General features: G+C 43.2%; 24 protein-coding genes and 2 tRNA genes. 21 read left to right on the top strand and 5 right to left on the bottom strand.

Annotated elements, in window-relative coordinates; genetic code table 11:
• The first annotated feature begins 14 nt into the window (after window positions 1–14).
• From hflK to MHN81_RS00195, 4 genes are all read left to right on the top strand, one after another.
• On the top strand, window positions 15–1,178 hold the full coding sequence (gene hflK, locus MHN81_RS00210) for an FtsH protease activity modulator HflK (RefSeq protein WP_023399906.1): 1,164 nt from the start codon (window positions 15–17) through the stop codon (window positions 1,176–1,178).
• Window positions 1,179–1,183: 5 nt separating this feature from the next.
• Window positions 1,184–2,062: a protease modulator HflC gene (hflC, locus tag MHN81_RS00205; RefSeq protein WP_023399907.1), complete on the top strand. Its 879-nt coding sequence runs from the start codon at window positions 1,184–1,186 to the stop codon at window positions 2,060–2,062.
• Between the two features lie 185 nt (window positions 2,063–2,247).
• On the top strand, window positions 2,248–3,564 hold the full coding sequence (locus tag MHN81_RS00200; protein ID WP_023399908.1) for an adenylosuccinate synthase: 1,317 nt from the start codon (window positions 2,248–2,250) through the stop codon (window positions 3,562–3,564).
• Window positions 3,565–3,680: 116 nt separating this feature from the next.
• Window positions 3,681–4,304: a flagellar protein MotX gene (locus MHN81_RS00195; protein WP_239424745.1), complete on the top strand. Its 624-nt coding sequence runs from the start codon at window positions 3,681–3,683 to the stop codon at window positions 4,302–4,304.
• 1 nt (window position 4,305) lies between these two features.
• On the opposite strand, the gene MHN81_RS00190 is transcribed toward MHN81_RS00195, so the two are convergent.
• Window positions 4,306–6,162, bottom strand: a complete 1,857-nt coding sequence (locus MHN81_RS00190; protein ID WP_023399910.1) for a sodium:proton antiporter — start codon at window positions 6,160–6,162, stop codon at window positions 4,306–4,308.
• A 269-nt stretch (window positions 6,163–6,431) separates the two neighbouring features.
• On the opposite strand from MHN81_RS00190, the gene MHN81_RS00185 reads away from it, so the two are divergent.
• Window positions 6,432–7,679, top strand: coding sequence for a glutamate-5-semialdehyde dehydrogenase (locus MHN81_RS00185; RefSeq protein WP_023399911.1), 1,248 nt, complete (start codon window positions 6,432–6,434; stop codon window positions 7,677–7,679).
• 5 nt (window positions 7,680–7,684) lie between these two features.
• Here MHN81_RS00185 and MHN81_RS00180 read toward each other — a convergent pair.
• Together MHN81_RS00180 and MHN81_RS00175 are read right to left on the bottom strand one after the other, a co-directional pair.
• A tRNA-Ala gene (locus tag MHN81_RS00180) sits at window positions 7,685–7,760 on the bottom strand.
• A gap of 31 nt (window positions 7,761–7,791) precedes the next feature.
• Window positions 7,792–7,867 (bottom strand) — tRNA-Ala (locus MHN81_RS00175).
• Between the two features lie 109 nt (window positions 7,868–7,976).
• Here MHN81_RS00175 and MHN81_RS00170 point away from each other — a divergent pair.
• Window positions 7,977–8,378, top strand: coding sequence for a hypothetical protein (locus tag MHN81_RS00170; protein ID WP_052027392.1), 402 nt, complete (start codon window positions 7,977–7,979; stop codon window positions 8,376–8,378).
• A complete protein-coding gene (locus MHN81_RS00165; RefSeq protein ID WP_023399913.1) occupies window positions 8,375–8,878 on the top strand; it encodes a prolyl-tRNA synthetase associated domain-containing protein in 504 nt (167 codons plus the stop codon). The genes MHN81_RS00170 and MHN81_RS00165 overlap by 4 nt, the downstream gene beginning before the upstream one ends.
• Here MHN81_RS00165 and MHN81_RS00160 read toward each other — a convergent pair.
• A complete protein-coding gene (locus tag MHN81_RS00160; RefSeq protein ID WP_239424915.1) occupies window positions 8,842–9,993 on the bottom strand; it encodes an MFS transporter in 1,152 nt (383 codons plus the stop codon). The two genes, MHN81_RS00165 and MHN81_RS00160, sit on opposite strands and share 37 nt — an antisense overlap.
• 254 nt (window positions 9,994–10,247) lie before the next feature.
• On the opposite strand from MHN81_RS00160, the gene MHN81_RS00155 reads away from it, so the two are divergent.
• From MHN81_RS00155 to MHN81_RS00140, 4 genes are all read left to right on the top strand, one after another.
• Window positions 10,248–10,790 (top strand): DUF2058 domain-containing protein, encoded by a 543-nt coding sequence (locus tag MHN81_RS00155; RefSeq protein WP_023399915.1) that lies wholly within the window; start codon window positions 10,248–10,250, stop codon window positions 10,788–10,790.
• Window positions 10,791–10,911: 121 nt separating this feature from the next.
• Window positions 10,912–11,235 (top strand): c-type cytochrome, encoded by a 324-nt coding sequence (locus MHN81_RS00150; protein WP_023399916.1) that lies wholly within the window; start codon window positions 10,912–10,914, stop codon window positions 11,233–11,235.
• 151 nt (window positions 11,236–11,386) lie between these two features.
• Entirely contained in the window at window positions 11,387–12,154 is a 768-nt protein-coding gene (locus MHN81_RS00145; RefSeq protein ID WP_023399917.1) for a class II aldolase/adducin family protein, read from the top strand.
• An 8-nt stretch (window positions 12,155–12,162) separates the two neighbouring features.
• Window positions 12,163–13,338, top strand: a complete 1,176-nt coding sequence (locus tag MHN81_RS00140) for a mandelate racemase/muconate lactonizing enzyme family protein (protein ID WP_023399918.1) — start codon at window positions 12,163–12,165, stop codon at window positions 13,336–13,338.
• A 67-nt stretch (window positions 13,339–13,405) separates the two neighbouring features.
• Here the strand turns inward: MHN81_RS00140 and suhB are convergent, their stop codons facing one another.
• Complete coding sequence (suhB, locus tag MHN81_RS00135) at window positions 13,406–14,209, bottom strand: inositol-1-monophosphatase (protein ID WP_023399919.1); 804 nt, start codon at window positions 14,207–14,209, stop codon at window positions 13,406–13,408.
• A gap of 182 nt (window positions 14,210–14,391) precedes the next feature.
• Here suhB and trmJ point away from each other — a divergent pair, with 182 nt between their 5' ends.
• From trmJ to MHN81_RS00085, 10 genes are all read left to right on the top strand, one after another.
• Complete coding sequence (trmJ, locus tag MHN81_RS00130) at window positions 14,392–15,114, top strand: tRNA (cytosine(32)/uridine(32)-2'-O)-methyltransferase TrmJ (RefSeq protein ID WP_023399920.1); 723 nt, start codon at window positions 14,392–14,394, stop codon at window positions 15,112–15,114.
• Between the two features lie 232 nt (window positions 15,115–15,346).
• On the top strand, window positions 15,347–15,838 hold the full coding sequence (gene iscR / locus MHN81_RS00125; RefSeq protein ID WP_211010968.1) for a Fe-S cluster assembly transcriptional regulator IscR: 492 nt from the start codon (window positions 15,347–15,349) through the stop codon (window positions 15,836–15,838).
• Window positions 15,839–15,860: 22 nt separating this feature from the next.
• A complete protein-coding gene (locus MHN81_RS00120; RefSeq protein WP_023399922.1) occupies window positions 15,861–17,075 on the top strand; it encodes an IscS subfamily cysteine desulfurase in 1,215 nt (404 codons plus the stop codon).
• Between the two features lie 59 nt (window positions 17,076–17,134).
• A complete protein-coding gene (gene iscU, locus MHN81_RS00115) occupies window positions 17,135–17,518 on the top strand; it encodes a Fe-S cluster assembly scaffold IscU (protein WP_023399923.1) in 384 nt (127 codons plus the stop codon).
• 10 nt (window positions 17,519–17,528) lie between these two features.
• Window positions 17,529–17,852 carry an iron-sulfur cluster assembly protein IscA gene (iscA, locus tag MHN81_RS00110; RefSeq protein ID WP_023399924.1) on the top strand — a complete coding sequence of 108 codons (324 nt, stop codon included), beginning with the start codon at window positions 17,529–17,531 and terminating at the stop codon, window positions 17,850–17,852.
• A gap of 63 nt (window positions 17,853–17,915) precedes the next feature.
• On the top strand, window positions 17,916–18,440 hold the full coding sequence (hscB, locus tag MHN81_RS00105; RefSeq protein ID WP_023399925.1) for a co-chaperone HscB: 525 nt from the start codon (window positions 17,916–17,918) through the stop codon (window positions 18,438–18,440).
• 32 nt (window positions 18,441–18,472) lie between these two features.
• Window positions 18,473–20,335 carry a Fe-S protein assembly chaperone HscA gene (gene hscA / locus MHN81_RS00100; RefSeq protein WP_239424744.1) on the top strand — a complete coding sequence of 621 codons (1,863 nt, stop codon included), beginning with the start codon at window positions 18,473–18,475 and terminating at the stop codon, window positions 20,333–20,335.
• Between the two features lies 1 nt (window position 20,336).
• Window positions 20,337–20,675 carry an ISC system 2Fe-2S type ferredoxin gene (gene fdx / locus MHN81_RS00095; protein ID WP_023399927.1) on the top strand — a complete coding sequence of 113 codons (339 nt, stop codon included), beginning with the start codon at window positions 20,337–20,339 and terminating at the stop codon, window positions 20,673–20,675.
• A gap of 66 nt (window positions 20,676–20,741) precedes the next feature.
• The gene (locus tag MHN81_RS00090) at window positions 20,742–22,175 is read left to right on the top strand and encodes an NAD-dependent succinate-semialdehyde dehydrogenase (protein WP_023399928.1); all 1,434 of its coding nucleotides are present in this window, start codon (window positions 20,742–20,744) and stop codon (window positions 22,173–22,175) included.
• A 136-nt stretch (window positions 22,176–22,311) separates the two neighbouring features.
• Window positions 22,312–23,199 carry an NTP transferase domain-containing protein gene (locus MHN81_RS00085; protein ID WP_239424743.1) on the top strand — a complete coding sequence of 296 codons (888 nt, stop codon included), beginning with the start codon at window positions 22,312–22,314 and terminating at the stop codon, window positions 23,197–23,199.
• Window positions 23,200–23,212 lie beyond the last annotated feature (13 nt).

The raw sequence follows: 23,212 nt of genomic DNA, 5'->3' as shown, positions 1-23,212 counted from the left end.
AATGGAGTATAGCTATGGCCTGGAACGAACCGGGTAATAATGGCAATGATAACGACCCGTGGAAAAATCGCGGTGGACGAGATCAAGGGCCACCTGATCTGGACGAGGTATTCCGCAAGTTTAACAACAAGTTTGGCGGGATATTTGGCGGTAAGCCAGGTAACAATAAGAGTGGACTTGGCGGTGCTGGAATTACCTTCATTTTCATTATCGCTTTAATTGTATGGGCACTAAGTGGTATTTATACGGTTAAAGAAGCTGAGCGTGGTATCGTGCTGCAATTTGGTAAATTTGACCGCATTGCTGAGCCGGGTTTACGCTGGAAAATGACGTTTATCGAGCGCGTAATTCCAATTGATATCGAAGCGGTTCGCTCACTATCAGCATCTGGTTTTATGCTGACAGAAGACGAAAACGTAGTGAGTGTTGAGTTTGAAGTGCAGTATCGTGTTGTTGATCCAACATTATATCGCTTCAGTGTAACGGATGCAGACCACAGTTTGCAGCAAGCGCTTGATAGTGCACTTCGCTATGTAGTAGGCCACTCTCGCATGGACCAAGTACTAACTACAGGCCGTGAGCAGGTGCGTCAACGTACGTGGGATGAGCTTAACAAAATTATTGAACCGTATAACCTTGGTTTGATTGTGACGGACGTCAACTTCAAAGACTCTCGTCCTCCTGCTGAAGTTAAAGATGCATTCGATGACGCTATTGCTGCACAAGAGGATGAAGAACGTTTCATTCGTGAGGCAGAAGCATACGCGAGAGAAATTGAGCCTCGTGCACGTGGTCAAGTGACTCGTATGACTCAAGAGGCAGAAGGTTATAAAGAGCGTATCATTTTAGAAGCTCAAGGTGAGGTGGCTCGCTTTGAAAAGTTACTACCTGAATACGCAGCAGCGAAACAAGTAACACGTGAACGTTTATACATTGAGGCGATGGAAGAAATTCTAGGTCGTAGCTCTAAAGTTATCGTTGATGTGAAAGGCGGCAATAACATGATGTATTTGCCACTTGATAAGATCATGCAGCAATCTCAATCATCTGCGCCTGTGACTCTGCCTAGCCGAAACGACATTAACCAGTTGCGTCAAACACTGGGTCAGTCTCGTAACAGCAGCGTAAACAGCAGTAATGATAGATTCTCACAAGATCGTTTTAACAGCGGGAGATAATATTGATGAGAAATTTTGGTTTTGTCTTTTTAATACTTCTCGCCCTGTTGGGGTTCTCTTCTGTCTTTGTTGTAACTGAAGGGCAGCGTGCGATTGTGCTGCTATTTAGTAAAGTACAAAAAGATAGTGCAGATAACGCGGTTGTTTATGAGCCTGGTTTACATCTTAAAGTGCCTTTCTTTAGCCAAGTACGTCACCTAGATGCACGTATTCAAACGCTTGACGGAGCACCGGATAGGTTCGTTACAAGTGAGAAGAAAGACCTTATCGTTGATTCTTATGTCAAATGGCGTGTCAGTGATTTCTCTAACTTCTACCTGCGAGCTCGCGGTGACAAGCAATATGCAGAAACGCTACTAAAACAGAAAGTAAACAATGGCTTAAGAACAAACTTTGGTTCTCGTACAATTAAAGAAATTGTCTCGGGAGAGCGCAGTGAGTTGATGGCGGAAGCGCTGGTTCAGGCATCTGATAGTGCACAAGAACTAGGTATTGAAGTACTGGATGTGCGCGTTAAGCAAATTAACTTACCGAATGAAGTCAGCAATTCAATTTTCCAACGTATGCGTGCTGAGCGTACGGCGGTTGCTAAAGAGCACCGTTCAGAAGGTCAAGAGAAAGCAGAAACCATTCGTGCAGAAGTGGACCGTCGTGTAACTGTTATGCTAGCTGATGCTGAGCGTAATGCGCGAACAGTTCGAGGTGAAGGTGATGCTGAAGCCGCAAACATTTATGCTCAAGCGTACAATAAAGATCCTGAGTTCTTTGGCTTTATTCGTTCGTTAGAAGCGTATAAGAAAACTTTCACGAGCAAAAGCGATGTTATGGTACTTTCGCCTGATAGTGAGTTTTTTGACTACATGAAGCAGAAGGACGCCAAGTAGCCTTTGCTGTCGTAAAGTCATTAATTTGAAATAAAAAGCCCGCAATGTGTCGGGCTTTTTTGTATTTATTTCAAACGCTTTTATTTAATATCAAAATGTCTGAAGAAAAATCATTCGAAACAGGGTGATTTTACCCTACCTTTTCTGGTAAAATCTGCGCCTAATTTTTTCTAAGTGATATTGCAATGGGTAAAAACGTCGTTGTATTAGGCACCCAATGGGGTGACGAAGGTAAAGGTAAGGTTGTAGACCTACTTACAGATAAGGCTTCTTTAGTTGTACGCTATCAAGGTGGACACAACGCGGGCCATACTTTGGTTATTAATGGTGAGAAAACAGTACTACATTTGATCCCATCTGGTATTTTACGTGACAACGTAAAGTGTGTGATCGGTAACGGTGTTGTATTAGCACCTGATGCACTAATGAAAGAAGTAAACATGCTTGAAGAGCGTGGCGTACCTGTTCGCGAACGCCTACTAATCAGTGAAGCATGTCCGCTAATTCTTCCTTACCATGTTGCACTAGACCAAGCTCGTGAGCTTGCACGTGGCAACAAAGCAATCGGTACAACCGGTCGTGGTATTGGTCCAGCGTACGAAGACAAAGTTGCACGTCGCGGCCTTCGTGTTGGCGACCTATTCAATCCAGAGCAATTCGCTGCAAAACTTAAAGAAGTTATTGAGTACCACAACTTCTCACTTGAGCACTACTACAAAGTTGAGCCTGTTGATTTCCAGAAGACTTACGATGACGCAATGGAAATTGCTGAAATCCTGAAAGCAATGGTTGTTGATGTAACAGAGCTACTTGATCAAACTCGTGAGAAAGGTGACAACATCTTGTTTGAAGGTGCGCAGGGCACACTTCTAGACATCGACCACGGTACATACCCTTATGTTACTTCGTCAAATACCACAGCAGGTGGTGTAGCCACGGGTGCTGGTTTTGGTCCGTTAAACCTAGATTACGTGCTAGGTATTGTTAAAGCTTACACAACACGTGTTGGTTCAGGTCCTTTCCCAACTGAGCTTTACGACGGTGTAGACAAGCAGGACCCAGTTGGTAAGCACTTAGGTGAAAAAGGTCATGAATTTGGCGCGACGACAGGCCGTTTACGTCGTACAGGTTGGTTTGACGCGGTTGCTATGCGTCGTGCGGTACAAATCAACAGTATCACTGGTTTCTGCTTAACTAAACTAGATGTTTTAGATGGTGTAGAGACAATCAAAATTTGTACTGGTTACCAACTAGAAGATGGCACAGTTACAAACGTAACACCTCTTGCGGCAGAAGGTTACGAGAAGGTAACGCCTGTTTATGAAGAGATGCCAGGTTGGAGCGAGAACACATTCGGCGCAACTTCAGTTGAGCAGCTTCCTGAAGCAGCTATTAACTACATCAAACGCTTAGAAGAAATTACCGGTGTGCCAATTGATATCATTTCAACAGGCCCAGACCGTGTAGAAACAATGATTGTTCGCAACCCATTCGGCGAATAATGAAAAGTAAAAAAAGCTGCTTCGGCAGCTTTTTTTATATCCAATTATGTCCTATAAAATAATTTGGTATGGTTTTTGTATTCATATTTGTAGACATCAAATAATTGCCAAATATTATGATTAGAACACTTCGACTTCCTCTTATAACGCTTGGGTTCATACTTGCAGGACACTGTGCTGCCAATGAACAAATAGAGGCAGTGCCTTTATACACTCAAGATGAGTTGATCACCTTAATCAATAATAATGCCCATTTACAGCGTGTGAAAGACGATGATTGCCAGTTAGTGCAGGATATAGAAGCGCGAGCGGAAATTATGGGCCTGCCTTCTTATCAGTTTTTGTATGGCGATATGTTGGCATATGCAGTCTGCGTTGAGCGCGATGTGGAGTTGGGTCTGTATTATATGAAGCAAGCGGCACAGCAAGGCCTAGCCGCGGCGCTCGAGCAACTCGGCAGATACTATGACATAGGTCAGTTGGTACAGGCTGACAAAGCGATGGCAATTGTATATTTACGCGAAGCAGCTGCGCTTGGGAACTTAAATGCCCAATTGCGTCTTGTTGGGTTATTCAATCAGGGGTTTGGAAGCCCCCGAGACTATGAAGATGCTTATCGATGGTTGTTTCATGCTGTAGTTGCAGATAAGCAGGTGCACAAACAAATTGAAAGTTCACTGACGAGCTTAGCTAAAAAAATGCCCGAGAGTGTTATCAAACGGGCTAGATTACCAAATTAACTTAGCTACTTAACTTCTCTCCAATAGAGGATTCTTTGCTTGCAGGGTCTTTCAAAATAGACATTTTAGGTGGCTGCAAAGCCAAAATTTTGTCACCCTGTTGTGGGAGCTTCTCCTCTTCGGAGGTAAAAGGCCTCACGGATAAAGGATCGTCCTCTTTTTTCTGTTCAGAAATGATGAACAAGGGAATTGCTTCTTTATTAATTTCTAAGTATTGCTCCCAACTGAATTCCTCTGACAGTCTAGTTGCACTTACTTTACCGCCTTTTGCCATTAAACTACTTAGTTTGGCGTAATTACCTGTGTCTCCAAATAAGATTTGCCGAGATAAAAACGTTGCACTGTCTTTATTTGCTTTGGCGTGGTTTGTCGATGATTTTAACGAATAGACACTCTGCTCATCGAGTAAATGAGAAAAGTACTGTACGCCTAATGCATTGTGGTGGCGATTTGGCGATAAAGCGAGTACCGAGTGAAGGCTGGTTAGGGGCAGGTAGCGCTCCGCATGTTCCGATTGCGGGTTACCATAATAACAAGGCAGGCCGTCCATTCTCGCCATTTTGCAGTTCTCCCATGCTGGATCAGATAGGTAAACGTCTATATTTTGCTCTTTTAGTCCACAGGCAATTGCGCGTGCTACATGGTTGGCACCAATGATCAACAGAGTATTTGGACTGGGTTGTCGTACACCCAGTAGCCGTGCCAAAGGTGTTGCAGTTAAACTTTGGAGTATGACTGTGACAATGATGACAGTGAAAATGAGCGGTACAATCTTAGCCGCATCTGGGTGCCCGGATTGTGCCATACTGAGCGCAAATACAGATCCTACCGCAGCGGCAACAATACCGCGTGGGGCAATCCATGCGAGCATTAAGCGAGATTTGAGCGGAATGTCACTGTTAAAAGTCGAAACGGCAATACTGAGGGGTCTGGCGACAAATAACACGATGGCTAAAAACCAAAAAATTCCACTATCTAGCATCATTAGCTCTTCTAGCTTCAAACGTGCAGCAAGTAAAATAAATAGGCTAGAAATCAATATCATCGACAAGTCTTCTTTGAACTCTAGCACAGCATCTATTTCTAAATCATCCTGATTGGCAAGCCAAATACCAAAAATCGTCACGGCTAGTAAGCCTGACTCGTGACTTAAATGGTTTGACAGTGTAAAGCTCATCAAGACCAGAGCTAATATTCCAAACTTGTGCAGCTCAAATGGCAGCCACTCTTTGCGGATAATATAGCTGGTAAACCAGCCAGAAACGATACCCACACTTAATCCGACGCCGAGTGTTGATAGCAGTGCCATTAATGTGTGGCTGAATACACCGTCTTGGTCGACTAAACTGACAGCCTCAAACACCAATACAGCGAATAAAGCGCCGATTGGGTCAATAACAATGCCTTCCCAACGTAAAATTCGATCTATATCTTTGGTTGGACGCATGGCATTAAGCATTGGCGCTATAACTGTGGGTCCGGTTACAACCAGTACTGCGCCCAAAACGGCCGCGACGGGCCAATCCAGCTCCAATACATAAATGGCACAGGCCGTAATTATAACGAAGGTGGTTAACATGCCAATTGAGCAGAGGTTACGAACTACTTTTCCAATTCCCTTTAGCTCTCGAAAGTGAAGCGTCAAAGATCCTTCAAAAAGAATGATGGCAACAGACAGGGATACGACGGGAAAAAGGAGATCACCTAATAGTTTATCGGGGTCTAACACACCAGAAACAGGGCCAAGCAATAGCCCTGTCAAAAGTAAAAATAAAATAGCGGGTACTTTGGCAACCCATGCCAGCCATTGGGCAAATACAGAACATATGGCAATTGCGGCGATGTAAATAGCCGACATAAACTCTCCAGCTTAGTTAGCTTATTGAATATTAGTATAGTGTTAGCCTCGTTATATCATAGTAAATAAGTCAAAAAAGAGAATAAGTTGTTAAAAGTGCGCTCTTTTTTCCGATTCTTTTGACAAATTTTCTGGTAGGGGGACGAGCAATTTAAGTGTGCAATTTAAACAATATTCACTTTACCCAGCTCTTTTAAAATGCGTATTATCAAGGTCTGAGTGACAGGTTTTGTGTGAAGACACATAAAGCAAGGGATGAGAGGAAGGCAATGACATTAATAACTAATTTGGCGAAGAACGCCGCAAAGGCTGCAAAAAAGCTGGCGATTCTCGATACTGAACAGAAAAACGCCATACTGATCGAGATGGCTAGCGCGCTTAGAGCAAACGAGCAGGGTATTTTAGAGGCGAACGCGCTAGACCTTGGCGCGGCACGGGACAATCAGCTTTCTCAGGCAATGGTAGACCGTTTAACTTTAAACTCGCAACGTATAAACGATATGGCTGTAGGGTTAGAGGAAGTGGCGGCGCTTCCAGATCCAGTTGGTGAGACGCGAACTCTTGGCAAGCAACCGAGTGGCATTGAAGTGCAAAAAATGCGCGTACCTTTGGGTGTTATTTGCATGATTTACGAAGCTAGGCCAAATGTGACCGCTGATGCAGGTGCCCTGTGTTTCAAGTCTGGCAATGGTGTAATCTTGCGCGGTGGAAAGGAGGCGCTAAATAGCTCCTTGGCGATAGCGCATGTTATGCATAGTGTGCTTGATACACATGGTTTACCTACTGAGCTGATCACTGTCGTTCCGGATCCTGATAGAGCACTTATGCTAGAGCTAATGCAGCAAAAGGACTATATCGATCTAATAATCCCAAGAGGGGGGGAAGGCTTGATAGAGTTTGTGACTAAGCACAGTACTGTTCCAGTTATTCAGCACTTTAAGGGGGTCTGCCACTTGTATGTAGACAAAGATGCAGATTTAGATATGGCAATCGAATTGCTTTTAAATGGCAAAACACAGAGGACTGGTGTATGCAATGCACTCGAAGGGCTAATAGTACACAGTGCAATAGCGCAAACCTTTTTGCCACGGGTGAGAGAAGTGTTGAGCGAGGCAGGTGTTCAGGTTCATGCTTGTCAGTCTGCGGCTGCTTATTTTAGCTGTGCAAACGTACTGGATGATAGCGAATTTGGCGAAGAGTATTTGGGACTAGAAATCGCAATTCGCATAGTTGATGATTTCTCTGGGGCACTGGTACATATAGACCAATTTGGCAGTCACCACACTGAAGTTATCTGTACTAAATCTGAGCAAGCTGCTAAACAGTTTCAGACATGCGTGGATGCATCTGTTGTCATGGTAAATGCGTCATCTAGATTTAGTGATGGTGGTCAACTAGGTTTAGGCGCTGAAATCGGTATTGCAACTACTAAATTGCATGCATATGGTCCAATGGGATTGGAGTCGTTAACAACCGAAAAATATTTGGTTAATGGAACGGGAAATATAAGAAGTTAGTAAAGTGGTGGAGCTAAGCAGGATCGAACTGCTGACCTCCTGCGTGCAAGGCAGGCGCTCTCCCAGCTGAGCTATAGCCCCACTTTAAATTGGGAATATCACAAAAGAGAATTGGTGGAGCTAAGCAGGATCGAACTGCTGACCTCCTGCGTGCAAGGCAGGCGCTCTCCCAGCTGAGCTATAGCCCCAACATGTCTTTTGGACGAGGCGAAATTTAAAGACTTTTGCTTCCCGCGTCAAGTTTTTTTATTAAAAAACTCAAAAATACGAGCAGCTTTGGTACACTGGGGCAAATTTATGGATAGGAAAATTATGAGTCGTCTATTTTTACTGCTCTTGTCAACTATGTTGGTTGCATGTAGTTCCGCCCCAAAACCAGATTTTGAAATAGAAAAACAAACCTTACATAAGCGCGTCAACGCTGAAGGTCAGCCTGAATTCGCGTTTGTAGTGACTGTAAAGTCATCACCTCGAATGGATCTTGCTAAGAATAAGCCCATATCAAAAAAGGAGCTAAAAAGGTTTGCAGAATACCAGCGAGTTGAAGAGTCGTCTGAATTGAAGTTAGCACTTGAGGATACTGCTGTGACACTATTACAGCAAGCTTTGAAAGCCGACAACTATTGTCAGAGCGGTTATAACATTGACAATGTTTATTGGCGTCAACGCAGTGTGCAATTGCGAGGGCACTGTTTGTGACTACATCTCGCTATGAGGCGTTAGAGCGACACCTAGCTCAATTAAATATTCGCTATACAAGTTATCAACATATGCCATTGGAAAATTGCAGCGTAGCCCAAGAAATAGGCCTTGAGCGAGATGGGACTGGGTTAAAGAACCTATTTTTACGCGACAACTATGGTAAAAGGCACTTTTTAGTGATCACGCTCGCTGAAAAGCAGCTTGATCTAAAAAGTTTGTCAAAGCAGCAGGGGCTTTCTCGACTTGGGTTTTGTTCCAGTGAGCGTTTGGAGAAATACCTGCAAGTAAAGCCTGGTTGTGTCTCTGCTCTTGCGACCTTCAATGACTCAGAAAATCATGTTGAATTGTGGTTAGATAGTGAATTGGAAGATGCTAAGCAATGGCAGTGCCACCCTTTTGAAAATGACAAAACCTGGGTATTACAGCTGGCTGATTTAAAGGTATTTTGGCAAAGTAGTGGTCACACTCCACACTGGGTTTCACTGCCAGTGCGTTGATTTTGCATTACTAAGTACCCGCCAAATATACACACGAATAATAAACTAAGTAAGAAGATTGCCAACCCATATATTTGATATATAAAGCCGGGTACGAAAGTACCTAGTGCTCCGCCACAATAATAAAATGATACGTAAGCGCCATTGGTGATGCTTGCATTGGCCGTACTGAGCTCGTTAGCTAGGGGAGCTGCGCTGGCGTGTATCATAAACATACAAGCGCAAAAGAGTGTAAACATGGCGACAAAGAGGCTGAGAGAGTTCCATTGCATGGCCAATAAAGTCATGCTGTATATTGCAAATAACGTCGTTAAAATCTGCCAATTATTGTGGGTTAATTTTGATAGCAAAGGGGTAACCATAGAGATCAATGCGCCGACTAAATAGCCACTGTATACCCAAGCTATCAGCTTAGGGTCTTTGATTTGATACTCGTTACTCAATATAAAAGGTAGGTAATTTAGCAACGCTGAAAAGCAGTAAAACATGCAAAACACCGCCCCATAAAGGCGCAGCAACTTGGCCGATTTTAAAGGTTTTAAATAAGCTTTTGGAGAAGTGAGCGGCGGTTGGATTGTTGTTTTTTTGTACGCTGGTTTGATCACCAAAGCAAGCATCAATAGCAAAAAAGCATTAAATAGGTAAAAGCTTTCAAACCCCCACCATGTTGCAAAATTTGCTGCCAAAGCTCTTCCTAAATACCCCCCAGCAATGGTGCTACCTACATACCAGGTCATGTTTTTACGCAGGCATTGGCCTTGCCAGGTTTGCCCTATATAGCCTGTCATTGAAGTCAGCGCCGCCGGTAGTAATAGCCCCTCGATAAATCGCATAGTTAAAAACAGCTCGAACTGCCCAGTGAGACCAATCACGGTACAACACAGTGCCAGCGCAATCATAGTATTACGAAGCACAATGAGTTTACAAAACCTAGTTAAAACCAGCCCATAAAAAATGGGTGCCACAGCCAAAGGTAGCATGGTGACTGTCATTAAAAGGCCCGCTTTCGCTGGTGTGATGGCAAAGTATTCTGCAAATTGAGCCAGCATAGGTTGTGGCGCATAAAGCACAAAAAATATAACCACAGAGCAGAGCAGTAAATGAAATATTGGCATGTAATTTCTTAGCGATGAATGTACTTTATTATTATCTACAATTGACGGATCTTTTTCTCTAAAAAGAAGTAAAAACTTGTTATACATCATAAATTACTTCAGTGGCTTTGCTAGATTAGTGCACATGGCTCAAAAATGAATTCGTGTTTGTTAGAAGCTGTATGTACTTTTCCCTAGCTATTAAAGAAATTGTTTAGAGATTTGCTAATTTTTTTATTAAAATGGCGGCAAGTTTAGATTGATGGAGTGGCATTATGGGTTCTTTACAGGATCAGCTGTTAAAAGCCGGTTTGACAACTGAGCACAAAATGAAAGTTGCCAAGACGGAAAAACGCAAGCAGCAAAAGAAGAAAAAGAAAAAAGGCGCAACAAGCGATAAAACAGATCTGCAAAAACATATTGAGCAAACTAAGCTTGCTCAACAGCAAAAAGCAGAAGCGCAAAATAAAGCGAAGCAAGACGAATTAAAAGAACGTGAACAAGTCGCACGTGTTAAACAAATCCTAGAACACCATAACCAAGCCGAGATCAGGGGCGATCGTACATTTAACTTCACTTATGAAAGTAAGATAAAAGAGTTAGATGTAAACGAACAGACACAACAGGCTTTATCAAAGGGGCGTTTAGCAATTTGTGTATTGGAAGGACAATTCTATGTATTAGAAGATGATCCAGCTAGAAAAATTGCTGAGGTCGATGAAAAGTATATCGTTTTCCATGTCGAAGATAATAATGACAAACAGGATGACGATGACCCATACGCTGGGTATGAAGTACCAGACGACCTGACTTGGTAATGTATTAGGTTCATTTCTCTTCGTTGACTTGGTTCATATTCTAAAACTGAATTAAGTAATTGTGTAGAGCGGCTTTGAGTCGTCTACACTGGTTAAATAACCGTCAAAAAAGAGAAATGATATGATGAAGATAAAGCAATTTGTGTTTGCATCGAGCATGGCTGTCACCGCAATGCTCTGTGGTAATGTAGCTGCTGCAGATGGTAAAGCACTGTACTCTGCAAAGTTATGCCAAACGTGCCATGGAGCGGAAGGGAAGTCACCTATAATGCCTTTGTACCCAAAAGTTAATGGGCAAAGTAAAGAGTATCTTTTAGCACAAATGAAAGATATTAAAACAGGCAAACGTAGCAATGGTATGTCTGCGGCGATGAAAGCCATGGTGGCCAATGTATCTGATGCAGAACTAGAAGCGATTGCTGCCTATCTTTCTACAGTAAACTAAGTTTTGACTGCCGGAAAAAGCCACCTTTCATGGTGGCTTTTTTAGTACCGAATTAATTTGCACAGGGGGAGCTCTGTGTATTGAACTATTTTTTTATGTGTTTTAGACTTCTATACATCTAAAAACACCATGGTGAGTGTAAGGAGCAGAGATGTTTGATCTACCTGAGTTAAACCTAAAGGGTAAAGTGAGCGATGAAGAGTGGAAGTTACGCGTTGATCTTGCAGCTTGTTATCGTTTGGTTGAGCATTTTCGTTGGGGTGACTTAATTTATACCCATATGTCAGCTAGGTTGCCAGGGACCAATCATTATCTAGTTAACGCATTTGGTCTGAGCTTTGACGAGGTAACCGCATCCAATTTAGTCAAAGTAGATCTGCAAGGAAATATTCTCGACGATACACCCTACGAGATAAACCCAGCTGGTTTTACAATTCACAGTGCGATCCACGAAGTACGTGAAGATGCCCACTGCGTTATTCATTTACATACCAAAGAAACGATTGCCGTTGCAAGCCTTGAAGGTGGACTGCAACCTCTGAGTCAACACAGTATGTTTTCTCTTCCTTCTCTGTCTTATCACGGTTATGAAGGACTTGCTGTAAATGATGACGAAAGGGCGCGTTTGCAAGCAGATCTGGGCAATACCAATCATATGCTTTTGGTAAACCATGGTGGTCTGACGTTGGGGCCAACTGTTGGAGATGCATTTATGCGCTTTTATGATTTGCAAAGAGCGTGTGAAATTCAAGTGGCGATATTAGCCACTGGGCAACCTGCAATTGCAGTACCTCAACCAATCCAAGATAACATTTATAATCAAGCTAAAGTTGTGCACAGCGGGAGTACCGGTGGTCAGTTAGCTTGGCCTGCAATGCTCAGAAAAGCATATCGCTTAGATCCTGGCTTTGCCAAATAGGAGTCGAAATGAAAGTAAATCGCGTCGAAGTATTTGATATACACTGTCCAGACAGACCAGCTTGGACACCTGTCTTCATCAGAATTCATACTGATGAAGGGATCTCGGGAGTAGGTGAGGCTGGGCTTGCTTATGACTTGGGGCACAGTGCTGCGGCAAGTATGATCAAAGAAATGGCTGAGGCATTTTTGATTGGTCATGACCCATTCCAAACTGAGCTATTATGGTCTCGTATGTTGCGAGAGAGCTTCTGGGGATTAGGCGGTGGTCCTGTTGTATATGCTGCAATGAGTGCCATTGATACTGCACTTTGGGATATTAAAGGCAAGGCGCTAAACTTACCTGTCTACCAGTTGTTAGGTGGTAAAGTAAATCCAGAGTTACGTACTTATGCATCACAATTGCAATTTGACTGGGATAGCGAGTTTAAGGCATTGGTACAGCCTCATGAATATGCTGAAGCGGCTCATAAAGCGCTAGCAGAAGGCTATGACGCGGTGAAGGTCGATCCAATTATGTATGACAAAGATGGCAATACATATTATGACCGCACAAAGCTCATCTCTCGCGGCGAAATGAAGCTATATCGAGCGCGTATGCAAGCTATCCGCGAAGCGGTAGGCGACGAAGTTGATATTATTTTTGAATGTCACAGTTTACCGGGTGCGACATCGGCAATTCAAATTGCAGAGATTGCAGAAGAATTTGACTGCATGTATTACGAAGAGCCTGTGAACTACTTAAACCATTCCTTACACGCCAAAGTTGCCAATAAAACAGCTGTACCTATCGCAGGAGGCGAACGCCTTTATAATCGCTGGGATGTAAGACCTTATTTTGAAGATCAAAGTATTGATGTATTGCAGCCAGACATTGGTTTATGTGGTGGTTTTACTGAAACTAAAAAAGTTTGTGACTACGCAGATATCTTTGATATCCGTATTCAAGCACACGTTTGTGGCGGTCCAGTCGCAACAGCGGCTTCATTGCATTTAGAAACGGCTATTCCTAACTTCTTAATTCATGAGCATCATACATATGCTATTAAAAAGTGGAATAGAGAGCTTTGCCTTCAGGATCCACAGCCTGAAAAAGGGGTATTTAAGGTATCGGAAGAGCCAGGTATTGGGATTGAGCTGAACGATGAAGTGGTGATGCGTTCGCAGCGTGTGGAAATTAAGTAACACACGTGATATCCAATAAAAAAACCAGGCTTAGCCTGGTTTTTTTGTATTCAAAGAATGCGTTTACTTATTTAAGTAGAGACTCAGTCAGTACTGGACGGATCTCTTTAACAATCGCTTGGCACAATTTAGGTGCGCCACAGACGATGTTGCCGCTGTTGTTGTAGTTTGCACCACCTGCAAAGTCCATAAGCATACCGCCAGCTTCTTTTACTAACAGTTCACCTGCCGCTGTATCCCAAGGCTTAAGACCAATTTCATAGAAACCGTCAATACGGCCAGCAGCAACGTATGCCATGTCTAGTGCAGCAGATCCTGCACGACGAATATCAGCTGTATGAATGAATAGTGCTTTAAAAGCTTCGGTGTACGCGTCCAAGTGGTGCTTTTGCTTGAATGGGAAACCAGTTGCTAGCACGCTACCTGCAAGCTCGTTGCTCTTAGTTACACGGATACGTTTATTGTTTAATTGGGCGCCTTGGCCACGAGATGCGGTGAATAACTCGCTACGAATTGGATCGTAAACAACAGCCTGTTCAACGCGGCCTTTTACTTTAAGTGCAATTGAAATTGCGAAGTGAGGGATGCCTTTGATGAAGTTAGTTGTGCCATCAAGAGGATCAATAACCCAAAGGTAATCTTTGTCTTTGCCATCAGTGTGGCCAAGTTCTTCTCCAACAATTGCGTGATCTGGGTAAGATTTTAGAATTGTGTCACGGATCACACGTTCAGCTTCTGTGTCAACACTTGTCACGAAGTCGTTAGTACCCTTCTGAGTCGCTTCAACTTGAGACAGATCTTCTGTTGCACGTAAGATCACTTTACCCGCGTTACGCGCAGCGCGTACCGCAATGTTTAACATTGGATGCATAGCATTACCTTTGAATTGTAAAAGAACTAAATTTTTTGAGCCGGCGTATTCTAGCGATTTTCTCGATAAAGTAAATAACTTTGCATGAAAAAGATTGGTGTTTTTTTGTTCAGTTGGTTTGGTGGTTTGATCCTGTCAACCTATGGTAAACTACGCCATTATTTTTGTCTGAGATAAATAGCATGGCATTACAAGATATTAGAATCGTACTTGTGAACACTTCACATTCGGGAAATATTGGTTCAGTTGCACGCGCAATGAAAACCATGGGCTTTTCAAAATTATATTTAGTCGATCCTGCTTGCGAGGTAGACAGTCACGCAAGTGCGCTGGCAGCTGGTGCGACAGATGTCCTTGGTGATGCAGTAACCGTAGACAAACTAGAAGATGCCATCGCAGATTGTAGTTTGGTGATTGGTACAAGCGCACGCTCTCGCACTTTGTCTTGGCCTATGGTTGATCCAAGAGAATGTGCACAAAAACTCGTGACAGAGTCTAACGATGGTCCAGTTGCACTTGTGTTTGGAAGAGAAAACAGTGGCTTAACAAACGAAGAGCTACAGCTTTGTAACTACCATGTTTGTATTCCTGCAAATCCTGAATACAGCTCTTTGAATTTAGCAATGGCTGTACAAACACTTACCTACGAAACGCGCATGACGTTTTTGGACACACAAGAAGCTAAGCCAGAAGTTGATGACACAAAGTATCCTACGTCTGAGCAAATGGCCTTATTCTATGAGCACCTTGAATCAACCTTGAATGACACTGGTTTTATTGTAAAGCAGCACCCCGGCATGGTGATGACAAAACTCAAGCGTTTGTTCAATCGCGCAAGACCAGAAGATCAAGAGCTTAACATCCTGCGTGGCATTCTCAGCTCAGTTAACAAATCAACGAAGTAGTCAAGATTGGAAAGAATCTAAAGATTAGATACTTTCATCACAGTAATACTTGACTAAATTACTCGGGTAATTACAATGTCGATAATACCTGATTAAATTAGTCAGGTATTAGCTAAATGAGACTGAGTAAGTAGTAACTTATTTTATAAGCAATAGGTGTCGTTAATACTTGACTATCTTAGTCAGGTAATTACAATTTGCGGCATTTGATAAATGTAACCTAGAGGCGCGTATGAAACTGACTTCAAAAGGCAGGTATGCAGTAACTGCAATGCTAGATGTAGCGCTACACGCAAACATTGGACCTGTGCCTCTGGCTGATATTTCTGAACGTCAGGAAATATCTCTATCATATTTAGAACAATTATTTGCACGCCTTCGTAAAAATGGGCTGGTTAGCTCTGTGCGGGGTCCTGGTGGAGGTTATCTCCTTGGGCGTGATGCACACACGATCTCTGTTGGAGATGTAATCAACGCGGTGGATGAGTCGGTTGATGCAACAAGATGTCACGGCGAAGGTGGTGGTTGCCAAAGTGGTATGCGCTGCTTGACCCACACCTTGTGGTCGGATTTAAGCGTGCGAATAGAAGAATTTTTAAACAGTATTTCCCTTGCCGAGCTAGTCGCTAACTCTGATGTGCAATCAGTTGCATCACGTCAAGATAGAAGCGTTAGCGATGCGATGAAGCAATTAGATAATATTCAAGTGAGTTGCCAACTATAATTGGCGTCAAGCGGAGAAAGAAATGAAATTACCGATATATTTAGATTATGCTGCGACCACGCCGGTTGATCAGCGCGTTGCTGACGAGATGATGCAATGCCTGACAATGGATGGTAACTTTGGTAATCCTGCGTCCCGTTCACACCGTTTTGGTTGGCAGGCCGAAGAACTAATTGACCAAGCACGTAATGATATCGCTGATTTGATTAACGCAGACCCGCGTGAAATCGTATTTACTTCTGGCGCAACTGAATCAAATAACTTGGCAATTAAAGGTGCTGCGAACTTTTATCAAAAGAAAGGTAAGCACATCATTACAGTTAAAACTGAGCATAAAGCGGTCATTGATACATGTCGTGAACTAGAGCGTCAAGGCTTTGAGGTCACTTATATGGATGTAGAAGAAAACGGCCTATTAGATCTTAAAAAGCTAGAAAGTGAAATCCGCGAAGACACTATTTTAATCAGCGTTATGCATGTAAATAACGAGCTGGGTGTTATTCAAGACATTGCGACAATCGGTGAGATGTGCCGCGAGCGCAAAATCATGTTCCATGTAGATGGTGCACAAAGCGCAGGTAAAGTTGCAATCGACATGAAACAGTTAAAAGTTGATTTCATGTCTTTTTCTGGCCACAAAGTTTATGGCCCTAAAGGCATTGGTGCGTTATATGTGCGTCGTAAACCTCGTGCTCGCCTTGAAGCGCAAATGCACGGTGGTGGTCATGAGCGTGGTATGCGTTCAGGTACTTTAGCAACACACCAAATTGTGGGCATGGGTTCTGCCTTCCGTATCGCTAAGGATGATTTTGACAAAGATCATGCACACATTAGCGCACTACGCCAGCGTCTAATTGACGGCATTATGGATATGGAAGAAGTGTATTTCAATGGCACTGTAGACCAATCTGTACCGGGTATTGTTAATATCAGCTTCAACTATGTTGAAGGTGAATCTCTTCTGATGGCTGTGAAAGATATTGCCGTTTCGTCTGGTTCTGCTTGTACATCAGCAAGCCTTGAACCGTCTTATGTACTTCGTGCACTAGGCCGCAATGACGAATTGGCACATAGCTCAATTCGATTCAGTATCGGTCGTTTTACAACAGAAGAGGAAATTGATTACACCATCAAGCTTATCAAAGACTCAATCGGTCGTTTGAGAGAGATGTCTCCTCTTTGGGAAATGTTTAAAGACGGTATTGATTTAGATTCAGTTGAATGGGCACACCATTAAACAAGACAGCTTGTATTGACACTGTAGCAAGTATATAAGCGGTTAGTGAGGAAAGAGTTATGGCATATAGTGATAAAGTAATTGACCACGTGGAAAACCCACGTAATGTAGGCACGTTAGACAAAAACGATCCAAATGTAGCAACTGGTATGGTTGGTGCACCGGCTTGTGGCGACGTAATGAAACTGCAAATTAAAGTGTCTGACGAAGGTGTTATTGAAGACGCAAAGTTTAAGACATACGGCTGTGGTAGTGCGATTGCTTCATCTTCTTTGGTAACAGAGTGGGTGAAAGGTAAGACTCTTGACCAAGCTGCAGAAATTAAAAACACAGACATTACTGCTGAGCTTGAACTACCGCCTGTAAAGATCCACTGTTCAATCCTTGCTGAAGACGCAATTCAAGCAGCGATTGCAGACTACAAAAACAAGCAGGCGAAGTAAGAGATAAATTATGGCAGTGACATTAACTGAAGCAGCTGCAAATCGTGTGCAGACTTTCCTTGCGAACCGAGGAAAAGGTCTTGGCTTGCGAGTGGGAATTAAAACCACTGGCTGCTCAGGTCTTGCGTATGTACTCGAGTTCGTTGATGAGCTTGCAGAAGGTGATGAAGTGTTCGAAGAAATGGGCGTAAAAATCATCGTTGATGCAAAAAGCTTGGTTTATATTGACGGTACCGAGCTAGACTACACCAAAGAAGGTCTTAATGAAGGGTTTAAGTTTATCAACCCAAATCAAAAAGACGAATGCGGTTGTGGTGAAAGCTTTACCGTTTAACCATCTATAACAGATAGTGAGCTAAAGCCCTGCCTTGGTAGGGCTTTGCTGTATTAGGTCCGTATGCGATATTTTGAATTATTTAATTTACCAGTAAGTTATGACGTAGATTTATCAGTATTAAATCAGCGTTATTTAGAACTACAGCGTGCCGTTCATCCCGATAAGTTTGCGGGGAAAAGTGAGCGTGAAAAGCTAATTGCTGTGCAAAAAACGTCTGAGATAAATGACGCTTTAGCGGTTTTGAAACACCCTGTGAAGCGTGCTGAGTATATGTTAAGTGAGCAAGGTGTCGATATCAGAGCGGAGCAGCAAACACTGCAAGACCCAGCATTTTTAATGCAGCAAATGGAGCTAAGAGAGGCACTGGAGGACATTCAGCATAGCAGCGATCCAGAAGATGAAATCGATGCGTTTGAAGCCCAAATTAAAGTGCTGGACCAACAGTACAGCGCGAAACTAGCTGAGCAGCTTATTGATCAAGATCTCGCGGTGTTAGAAGTTGCTGCCGACAATATTCGCAAGTTAAAATTCATATATAAATTACGTGAAGAGCTGTCTCGTATTGAAGATAGCCTTTTCGATTAATCTAGCGTCACCACTTAAGTTAAAAGAGCATTATGGCATTATTGCAAATTGCTGAGCCGGGGCAGAGCGCGGCACCTCACGAACACAAACTGGCAATAGGTATCGACTTAGGTACAACTAATTCTTTGGTGGCCACAGTACAAAGTGGTGAAGCCAGAACGCTTGCGGATATTAATGGCGACGCTATGCTGCCGTCTGTCGTAAGATACCATGCTGAGAATGTCACTGTAGGTCAACAAGCGCAATTGGCTGCGGTTGAAGATCCAACTAATACGCTTATTTCAGTGAAGCGTTTTCTTGGCAAATCTGTTGCGGAAGTTACCACGCGCTACCAAAGCCTACCTTATGAGTTTGTTGAACATCAGGGCGCACTGGCAATCAACACGGTTGCAGGCCCAATCAACCCAATCCAAGCATCAGCAGAAATTTTAAAGTCCCTTTATCAGCGAGCGACAGAGAGCTTTGCGGGAGAGGATATAGTAGGGAGTGTTATCACTGTACCTGCTTACTTTGATGATGCACAAAGGCAAAGTACCAAAGATGCTGCTGAAATAGCTGGTTTAAAAGTTCTAAGATTACTCAATGAGCCAACAGCAGCAGCGGTTGCATATGGCTTAGACTCAGGCCAAGAAGGTGTAATTGCCGTTTATGATTTAGGTGGTGGTACGTTTGATATTTCAATACTGCGTTTGAATCAAGGTGTTTTTGAGGTATTGGCAACGGGTGGTGACTCAAGTTTAGGTGGAGACGACTTTGATGCTGTGCTGGTTGAGCACTTTAAGTCAGAGTTAGGGCTGAGTGAGCTAACGCCACAAGAGCTACGTTTATTGATCCAAAAAGCAAAAGCCTGTAAAGAAGCCTTAAGTAGCTATTTAACAGTCAACGTGAAACTCGAACTGCGCTCAACTGAGCATTTGGTATCAGTGACGCAAGAACAGTTCGCTGAGCTAGTTGCACCACTTGTTAAACAAACGCTCAGAGCATGCCGTAGAGCGCTAAAAGATGCAGGTATCAGCAAAGAAGAAGTACTTGAAGCCGTGATGGTTGGTGGGTCAACCCGTATGCCAGTGATCCGTGAAGCGGTTGGTGAGTTTTTTGAAAAAGAGCCATTGACCTCCATTGATCCTGATCGAGTTGTAGCTATTGGCGCTGCCATTCAGGCCGATATTTTAGCTGGTAACAAGCCTGACTCGGATATGCTGTTATTGGACGTTTTACCTCTGTCTTTAGGTCTAGAGACTATGGGTGGTTTGGTAGAAAAAATCATTCCACGTAATACAACCATCCCAGTTGCTCGTGCGCAGGAGTTCACCACCTTCAAAGATGGTCAAACTGCGATGTCATTACATGTACTGCAAGGTGAACGAGAATTAGTGGATGATTGTCGCTCGCTGGCTAAATTCAGTCTCAAAGGCATTCCTGCCATGGCGGCAGGTGCTGCACATATTCGCGTTACGTTCAAAGTTGATGCGGATGGTTTGTTGAGCGTGTCTGCGAGTGAAAAGTCGACTGGCGTTCAAGCCGAGATCCAAGTAAAGCCGTCATTCGGTTTGAGCGATGATCAGGTTGCACAAATGCTAAAAGACTCGATGAGTTTTGCTAAAGAAGACATGCAAGCACGTATGCTCAAAGAGCAGCAGGTTGAGGCGCTGAGAGTACTTGAAGCCCTTGAAGCTTCATTGGCAACAGAGTCTGCGTTATTGAACGAAGAAGAGTTAAATTGCCTAAGAGAGGCGATGGCGATGTTAGATGAAAAACGCCAAAATGCATCGGATCCAGATGCGATAAAGCATGCAATTGAAGTGGTTGATGAAGCAAGTAGTGAATTTGCATCTCGCCGCATGGATGTATCAATCAAACAGGCACTGCAAGGTCAGTCTGTAGACGAGGTTTAATATGCCACAAATTATCTTTTTACCCCATGAAGAGCTTTGTCCTGAGGGCGCGGCGATCGACGCAAAATCTGGTGATACAGTGCTAGATGTCGCGTTAAAAAATGGGATCAGTATCCCTCATGCATGTGAAAAGTCATGTGCTTGTACGACATGTCATGTTGTTATCCGCGAAGGGTTTGACTCGCTGGAAGAAAGTGATGAGCTTGAAGATGACATGTTAGACAAGGCTTGGGGTTTGGAACCTGAATCACGTCTGGGTTGTCAGGCTGTAATTAACGATGAAGATTTGGTTGTAGAAATTCCAAAATATAATTTAAACATTGTTAATGAAGAGCACTAATTCATAAATTTTATCGAAAAGGCTGTAGCTTATCACTACAGCCTTTTTTATTTGGAGTGAAAAATTATGTACTTAAACGGTCAGACTATTTGTTCAATCATTAACGGATTAAATCACCAAAGTGACAAGTTATTGGCCGTACATAACCCGGCTGATGGTTCTTTACTTGCACAGGTGACACAAACGGGTTTAGTTGAAGCTGACCAAGCACTAGAGAGTGCCCATGCCTGTTTTCTCGAGCTGAAAAGCACCACCGCACAGGCACGCAGTAATACGCTTTATCGTTGGTATCAACTAATAATGGAAAAGCGCGCTCACTTAGCTGAAATAATCACCTTAGAGCAAGGTAAGCCTCTAAAAGAATCACTGGCTGAAGTTACTTATGCTGCGGGCTATGTGAGGTGGTATGCGCAACAAGCCGAACGCGCATATGGCACAGTTATCCCCGCCCACTCGCAAAATCACCAGCTATTGACAGTGAAACAGGGCGTCGGTGTGGTACTTGGTGTAACGCCATGGAACTTCCCGTTGGCTATGATAACGCGTAAAGTCGCGCCAGCTTATGCGGCAGGGTGTAGCTTTATTTTAAAGCCCTCTGAATTAACGCCGATTAGTGCGATAGAAATTGCGAAGTTGGCACTTGAAGCTGGTATGGAAAGCGGAGCTTTTCAAGTGTTAGTAAGCGCACAGCCCGAGCAGTTGGTAAAACATCTAACGAGCAAGAAAGAAATTAGAAAACTGACTTTTACCGGTTCTACCCAAGTTGGCAAGTTGCTGTATGCACAATGCATCGACACGATGAAACATGTTTCATTGGAGTTGGGAGGTAATGCGCCATTTATTGTATTCGAGAGTGCCGATGTAGATGCTGCCGTTGACGGGTTAATCGCAGCCAAGTTTAGAAATGCTGGGCAAACCTGTATTGCCGCAAACCGTATCTTTGTGCACCAAGCAATACGGACAAAATTTCTAGAGAAACTAATAAACCGTGTAGGTGCATTAGTAGTAGGTTCTGGGTTGGATGAGCACTATGATATTGGTCCACTGATCACAGAGCTAGCCAAAGATAAGGCTACACAATTAATCGAAGACGCGCTTAGTAAAGGGGCTTATGCAACTTACTCAACTAAAGCGCTAGATGGCTCTAGTATGTCTCCAGTAATACTAGAAAAAGTGACCTCTGAGATGGCGATTTATCATAGTGAAATTTTTGCGCCAGTAGTTTGCATTATAGAGTTTGAATCTGAAATTGATGTGATAGACAAGGCGAATGAAGTTGATGCCGGGCTGGCTGCTTATTTCTATTCTCAAGATATCAAACAAATCGCACGTGTATCGCAAAACCTAGATTTTGCGATGCTAGGCATTAATGAAGGGGGAATATCCAATCCAGCAGCCCCTTTTGGAGGCATGAAAGAATCTGGGTTAGGCAAAGAAGGGGGAGCAGAAGGACTTGAGGAGTATCTGGAAACTAAATATATTTGCCAGCGTACTTTATAAAGACAATGCCAGAGATAAGAACTCAAACATGACGACAAAAATTATTATTGGAACAATGCAATTTTTGCAATTGCTTTAAATTTGTAAAAAAGCTAGGTAGACTGCGCTGTAGTTTTCAATTTTATATAAAAATATAATGACAAGCGCAGACTTACCAACCTTGGTTGTACTTGCTGGCGGGTTAGGTACTCGCTTTGGTGGCAATAAGCAGATAGCAGAGTTACCAAAATTGGGTAAAACAATCATGGAGCTGAGCATTGCAGATGCCTATAGCGCTGGTGTACGGCACGTCGTGTTGGTGATTAATGACTTGGTCAGATCTACCATTGAGTCAGTGATATTACCTAGACTGCCTCGCGAGTTAAAAGTTGAGCTGGTAGAGCAGTCAATTGAGTGTGTGCCAGAGCGGTTTAAAGATATTGCCGAAAAACGTTCAAAGCCTTGGGGAACAGGTCATGCGTTGTTGTGTGCCCGTTCAAATATCGCAGGTAATGCCATTGTAATTACTGCGGACGACTACTATGGACCTAGTGCATATCGGCAGCTAGTTTCGCATTTTTGTAATAAAGATCATAATACTAGCGAAATGGCGATAGTAGCCTATCCTTTAACCCAAACCATGTCAGAGCTTGGTGGAGTAAATAGGGGCATATGTGCCTTGTCAGAAAACTACCTTACGCAAGTGCATGAGTACTTAAATATACGTCGGGTCGACGATGGCTATAGAGGGTGTTTTAATAACAGAGACGTACATGTCGCAGCAAACAGCCTCGTTTCGATGACATGCTGGGGAGTAACTCAGCAACTTTTTGATAATCTTGAAATGTTATTCGAGCATTTTCTAGAATCTCATGACAGCGATGTCAAAAAAGAGTATTATCTACCCGATTGTATTCAGCATATGATTAATTTTGACCAAGCTGCCGTCCGAGTATTTGAAGCTCACGACAGGTGGTTTGGTGTTACTTATAAAGAAGAAATAGATAGTGTCGCAGGAAAAATATATGAACTACGTCACGGATGAATTAACCGCAAGT

The sequence above is a fragment of the Pseudoalteromonas sp. Of7M-16 genome (assembly GCF_022347805.1).
Classification (GTDB): domain Bacteria; phylum Pseudomonadota; class Gammaproteobacteria; order Enterobacterales; family Alteromonadaceae; genus Pseudoalteromonas; species Pseudoalteromonas luteoviolacea_F.
The sequence above is the reverse complement of the archived record's forward strand: the minus strand, read 5'-3'. Positions and strand labels throughout refer to the sequence as shown.

Bases quoted from the DNA above. Each gene is read 5' to 3' on its own strand.
- hflK (WP_023399906.1), top strand. From the start codon at position 15: ATGGCCTGGAACGAACCGGGTAATAATGGCAATGATAACGACCCGTGG.
- hflC (WP_023399907.1), top strand. From the start codon at position 1,184: ATGAGAAATTTTGGTTTTGTCTTTTTAATACTTCTCGCCCTGTTGGGG.
- MHN81_RS00200 (WP_023399908.1), top strand. From the start codon at position 2,248: ATGGGTAAAAACGTCGTTGTATTAGGCACCCAATGGGGTGACGAAGGT.
- MHN81_RS00195 (WP_239424745.1), top strand. From the start codon at position 3,681: ATGATTAGAACACTTCGACTTCCTCTTATAACGCTTGGGTTCATACTT.
- MHN81_RS00190 (WP_023399910.1), bottom strand. From the start codon at position 6,162: ATGTCGGCTATTTACATCGCCGCAATTGCCATATGTTCTGTATTTGCC.
- MHN81_RS00185 (WP_023399911.1), top strand. From the start codon at position 6,432: ATGACATTAATAACTAATTTGGCGAAGAACGCCGCAAAGGCTGCAAAA.
- MHN81_RS00170 (WP_052027392.1), top strand. From the start codon at position 7,977: ATGGATAGGAAAATTATGAGTCGTCTATTTTTACTGCTCTTGTCAACT.
- MHN81_RS00160 (WP_239424915.1), bottom strand. From the start codon at position 9,993: ATGCCAATATTTCATTTACTGCTCTGCTCTGTGGTTATATTTTTTGTG.
- MHN81_RS00155 (WP_023399915.1), top strand. From the start codon at position 10,248: ATGGGTTCTTTACAGGATCAGCTGTTAAAAGCCGGTTTGACAACTGAG.
- MHN81_RS00150 (WP_023399916.1), top strand. From the start codon at position 10,912: ATGATGAAGATAAAGCAATTTGTGTTTGCATCGAGCATGGCTGTCACC.
- MHN81_RS00145 (WP_023399917.1), top strand. From the start codon at position 11,387: ATGTTTGATCTACCTGAGTTAAACCTAAAGGGTAAAGTGAGCGATGAA.
- MHN81_RS00140 (WP_023399918.1), top strand. From the start codon at position 12,163: ATGAAAGTAAATCGCGTCGAAGTATTTGATATACACTGTCCAGACAGA.
- suhB (WP_023399919.1), bottom strand. From the start codon at position 14,209: ATGCATCCAATGTTAAACATTGCGGTACGCGCTGCGCGTAACGCGGGT.
- trmJ (WP_023399920.1), top strand. From the start codon at position 14,392: ATGGCATTACAAGATATTAGAATCGTACTTGTGAACACTTCACATTCG.
- iscR (WP_211010968.1), top strand. From the start codon at position 15,347: ATGAAACTGACTTCAAAAGGCAGGTATGCAGTAACTGCAATGCTAGAT.
- MHN81_RS00120 (WP_023399922.1), top strand. From the start codon at position 15,861: ATGAAATTACCGATATATTTAGATTATGCTGCGACCACGCCGGTTGAT.
- iscU (WP_023399923.1), top strand. From the start codon at position 17,135: ATGGCATATAGTGATAAAGTAATTGACCACGTGGAAAACCCACGTAAT.
- iscA (WP_023399924.1), top strand. From the start codon at position 17,529: ATGGCAGTGACATTAACTGAAGCAGCTGCAAATCGTGTGCAGACTTTC.
- hscB (WP_023399925.1), top strand. From the start codon at position 17,916: ATGCGATATTTTGAATTATTTAATTTACCAGTAAGTTATGACGTAGAT.
- hscA (WP_239424744.1), top strand. From the start codon at position 18,473: ATGGCATTATTGCAAATTGCTGAGCCGGGGCAGAGCGCGGCACCTCAC.
- fdx (WP_023399927.1), top strand. From the start codon at position 20,337: ATGCCACAAATTATCTTTTTACCCCATGAAGAGCTTTGTCCTGAGGGC.
- MHN81_RS00090 (WP_023399928.1), top strand. From the start codon at position 20,742: ATGTACTTAAACGGTCAGACTATTTGTTCAATCATTAACGGATTAAAT.
- MHN81_RS00085 (WP_239424743.1), top strand. From the start codon at position 22,312: ATGACAAGCGCAGACTTACCAACCTTGGTTGTACTTGCTGGCGGGTTA.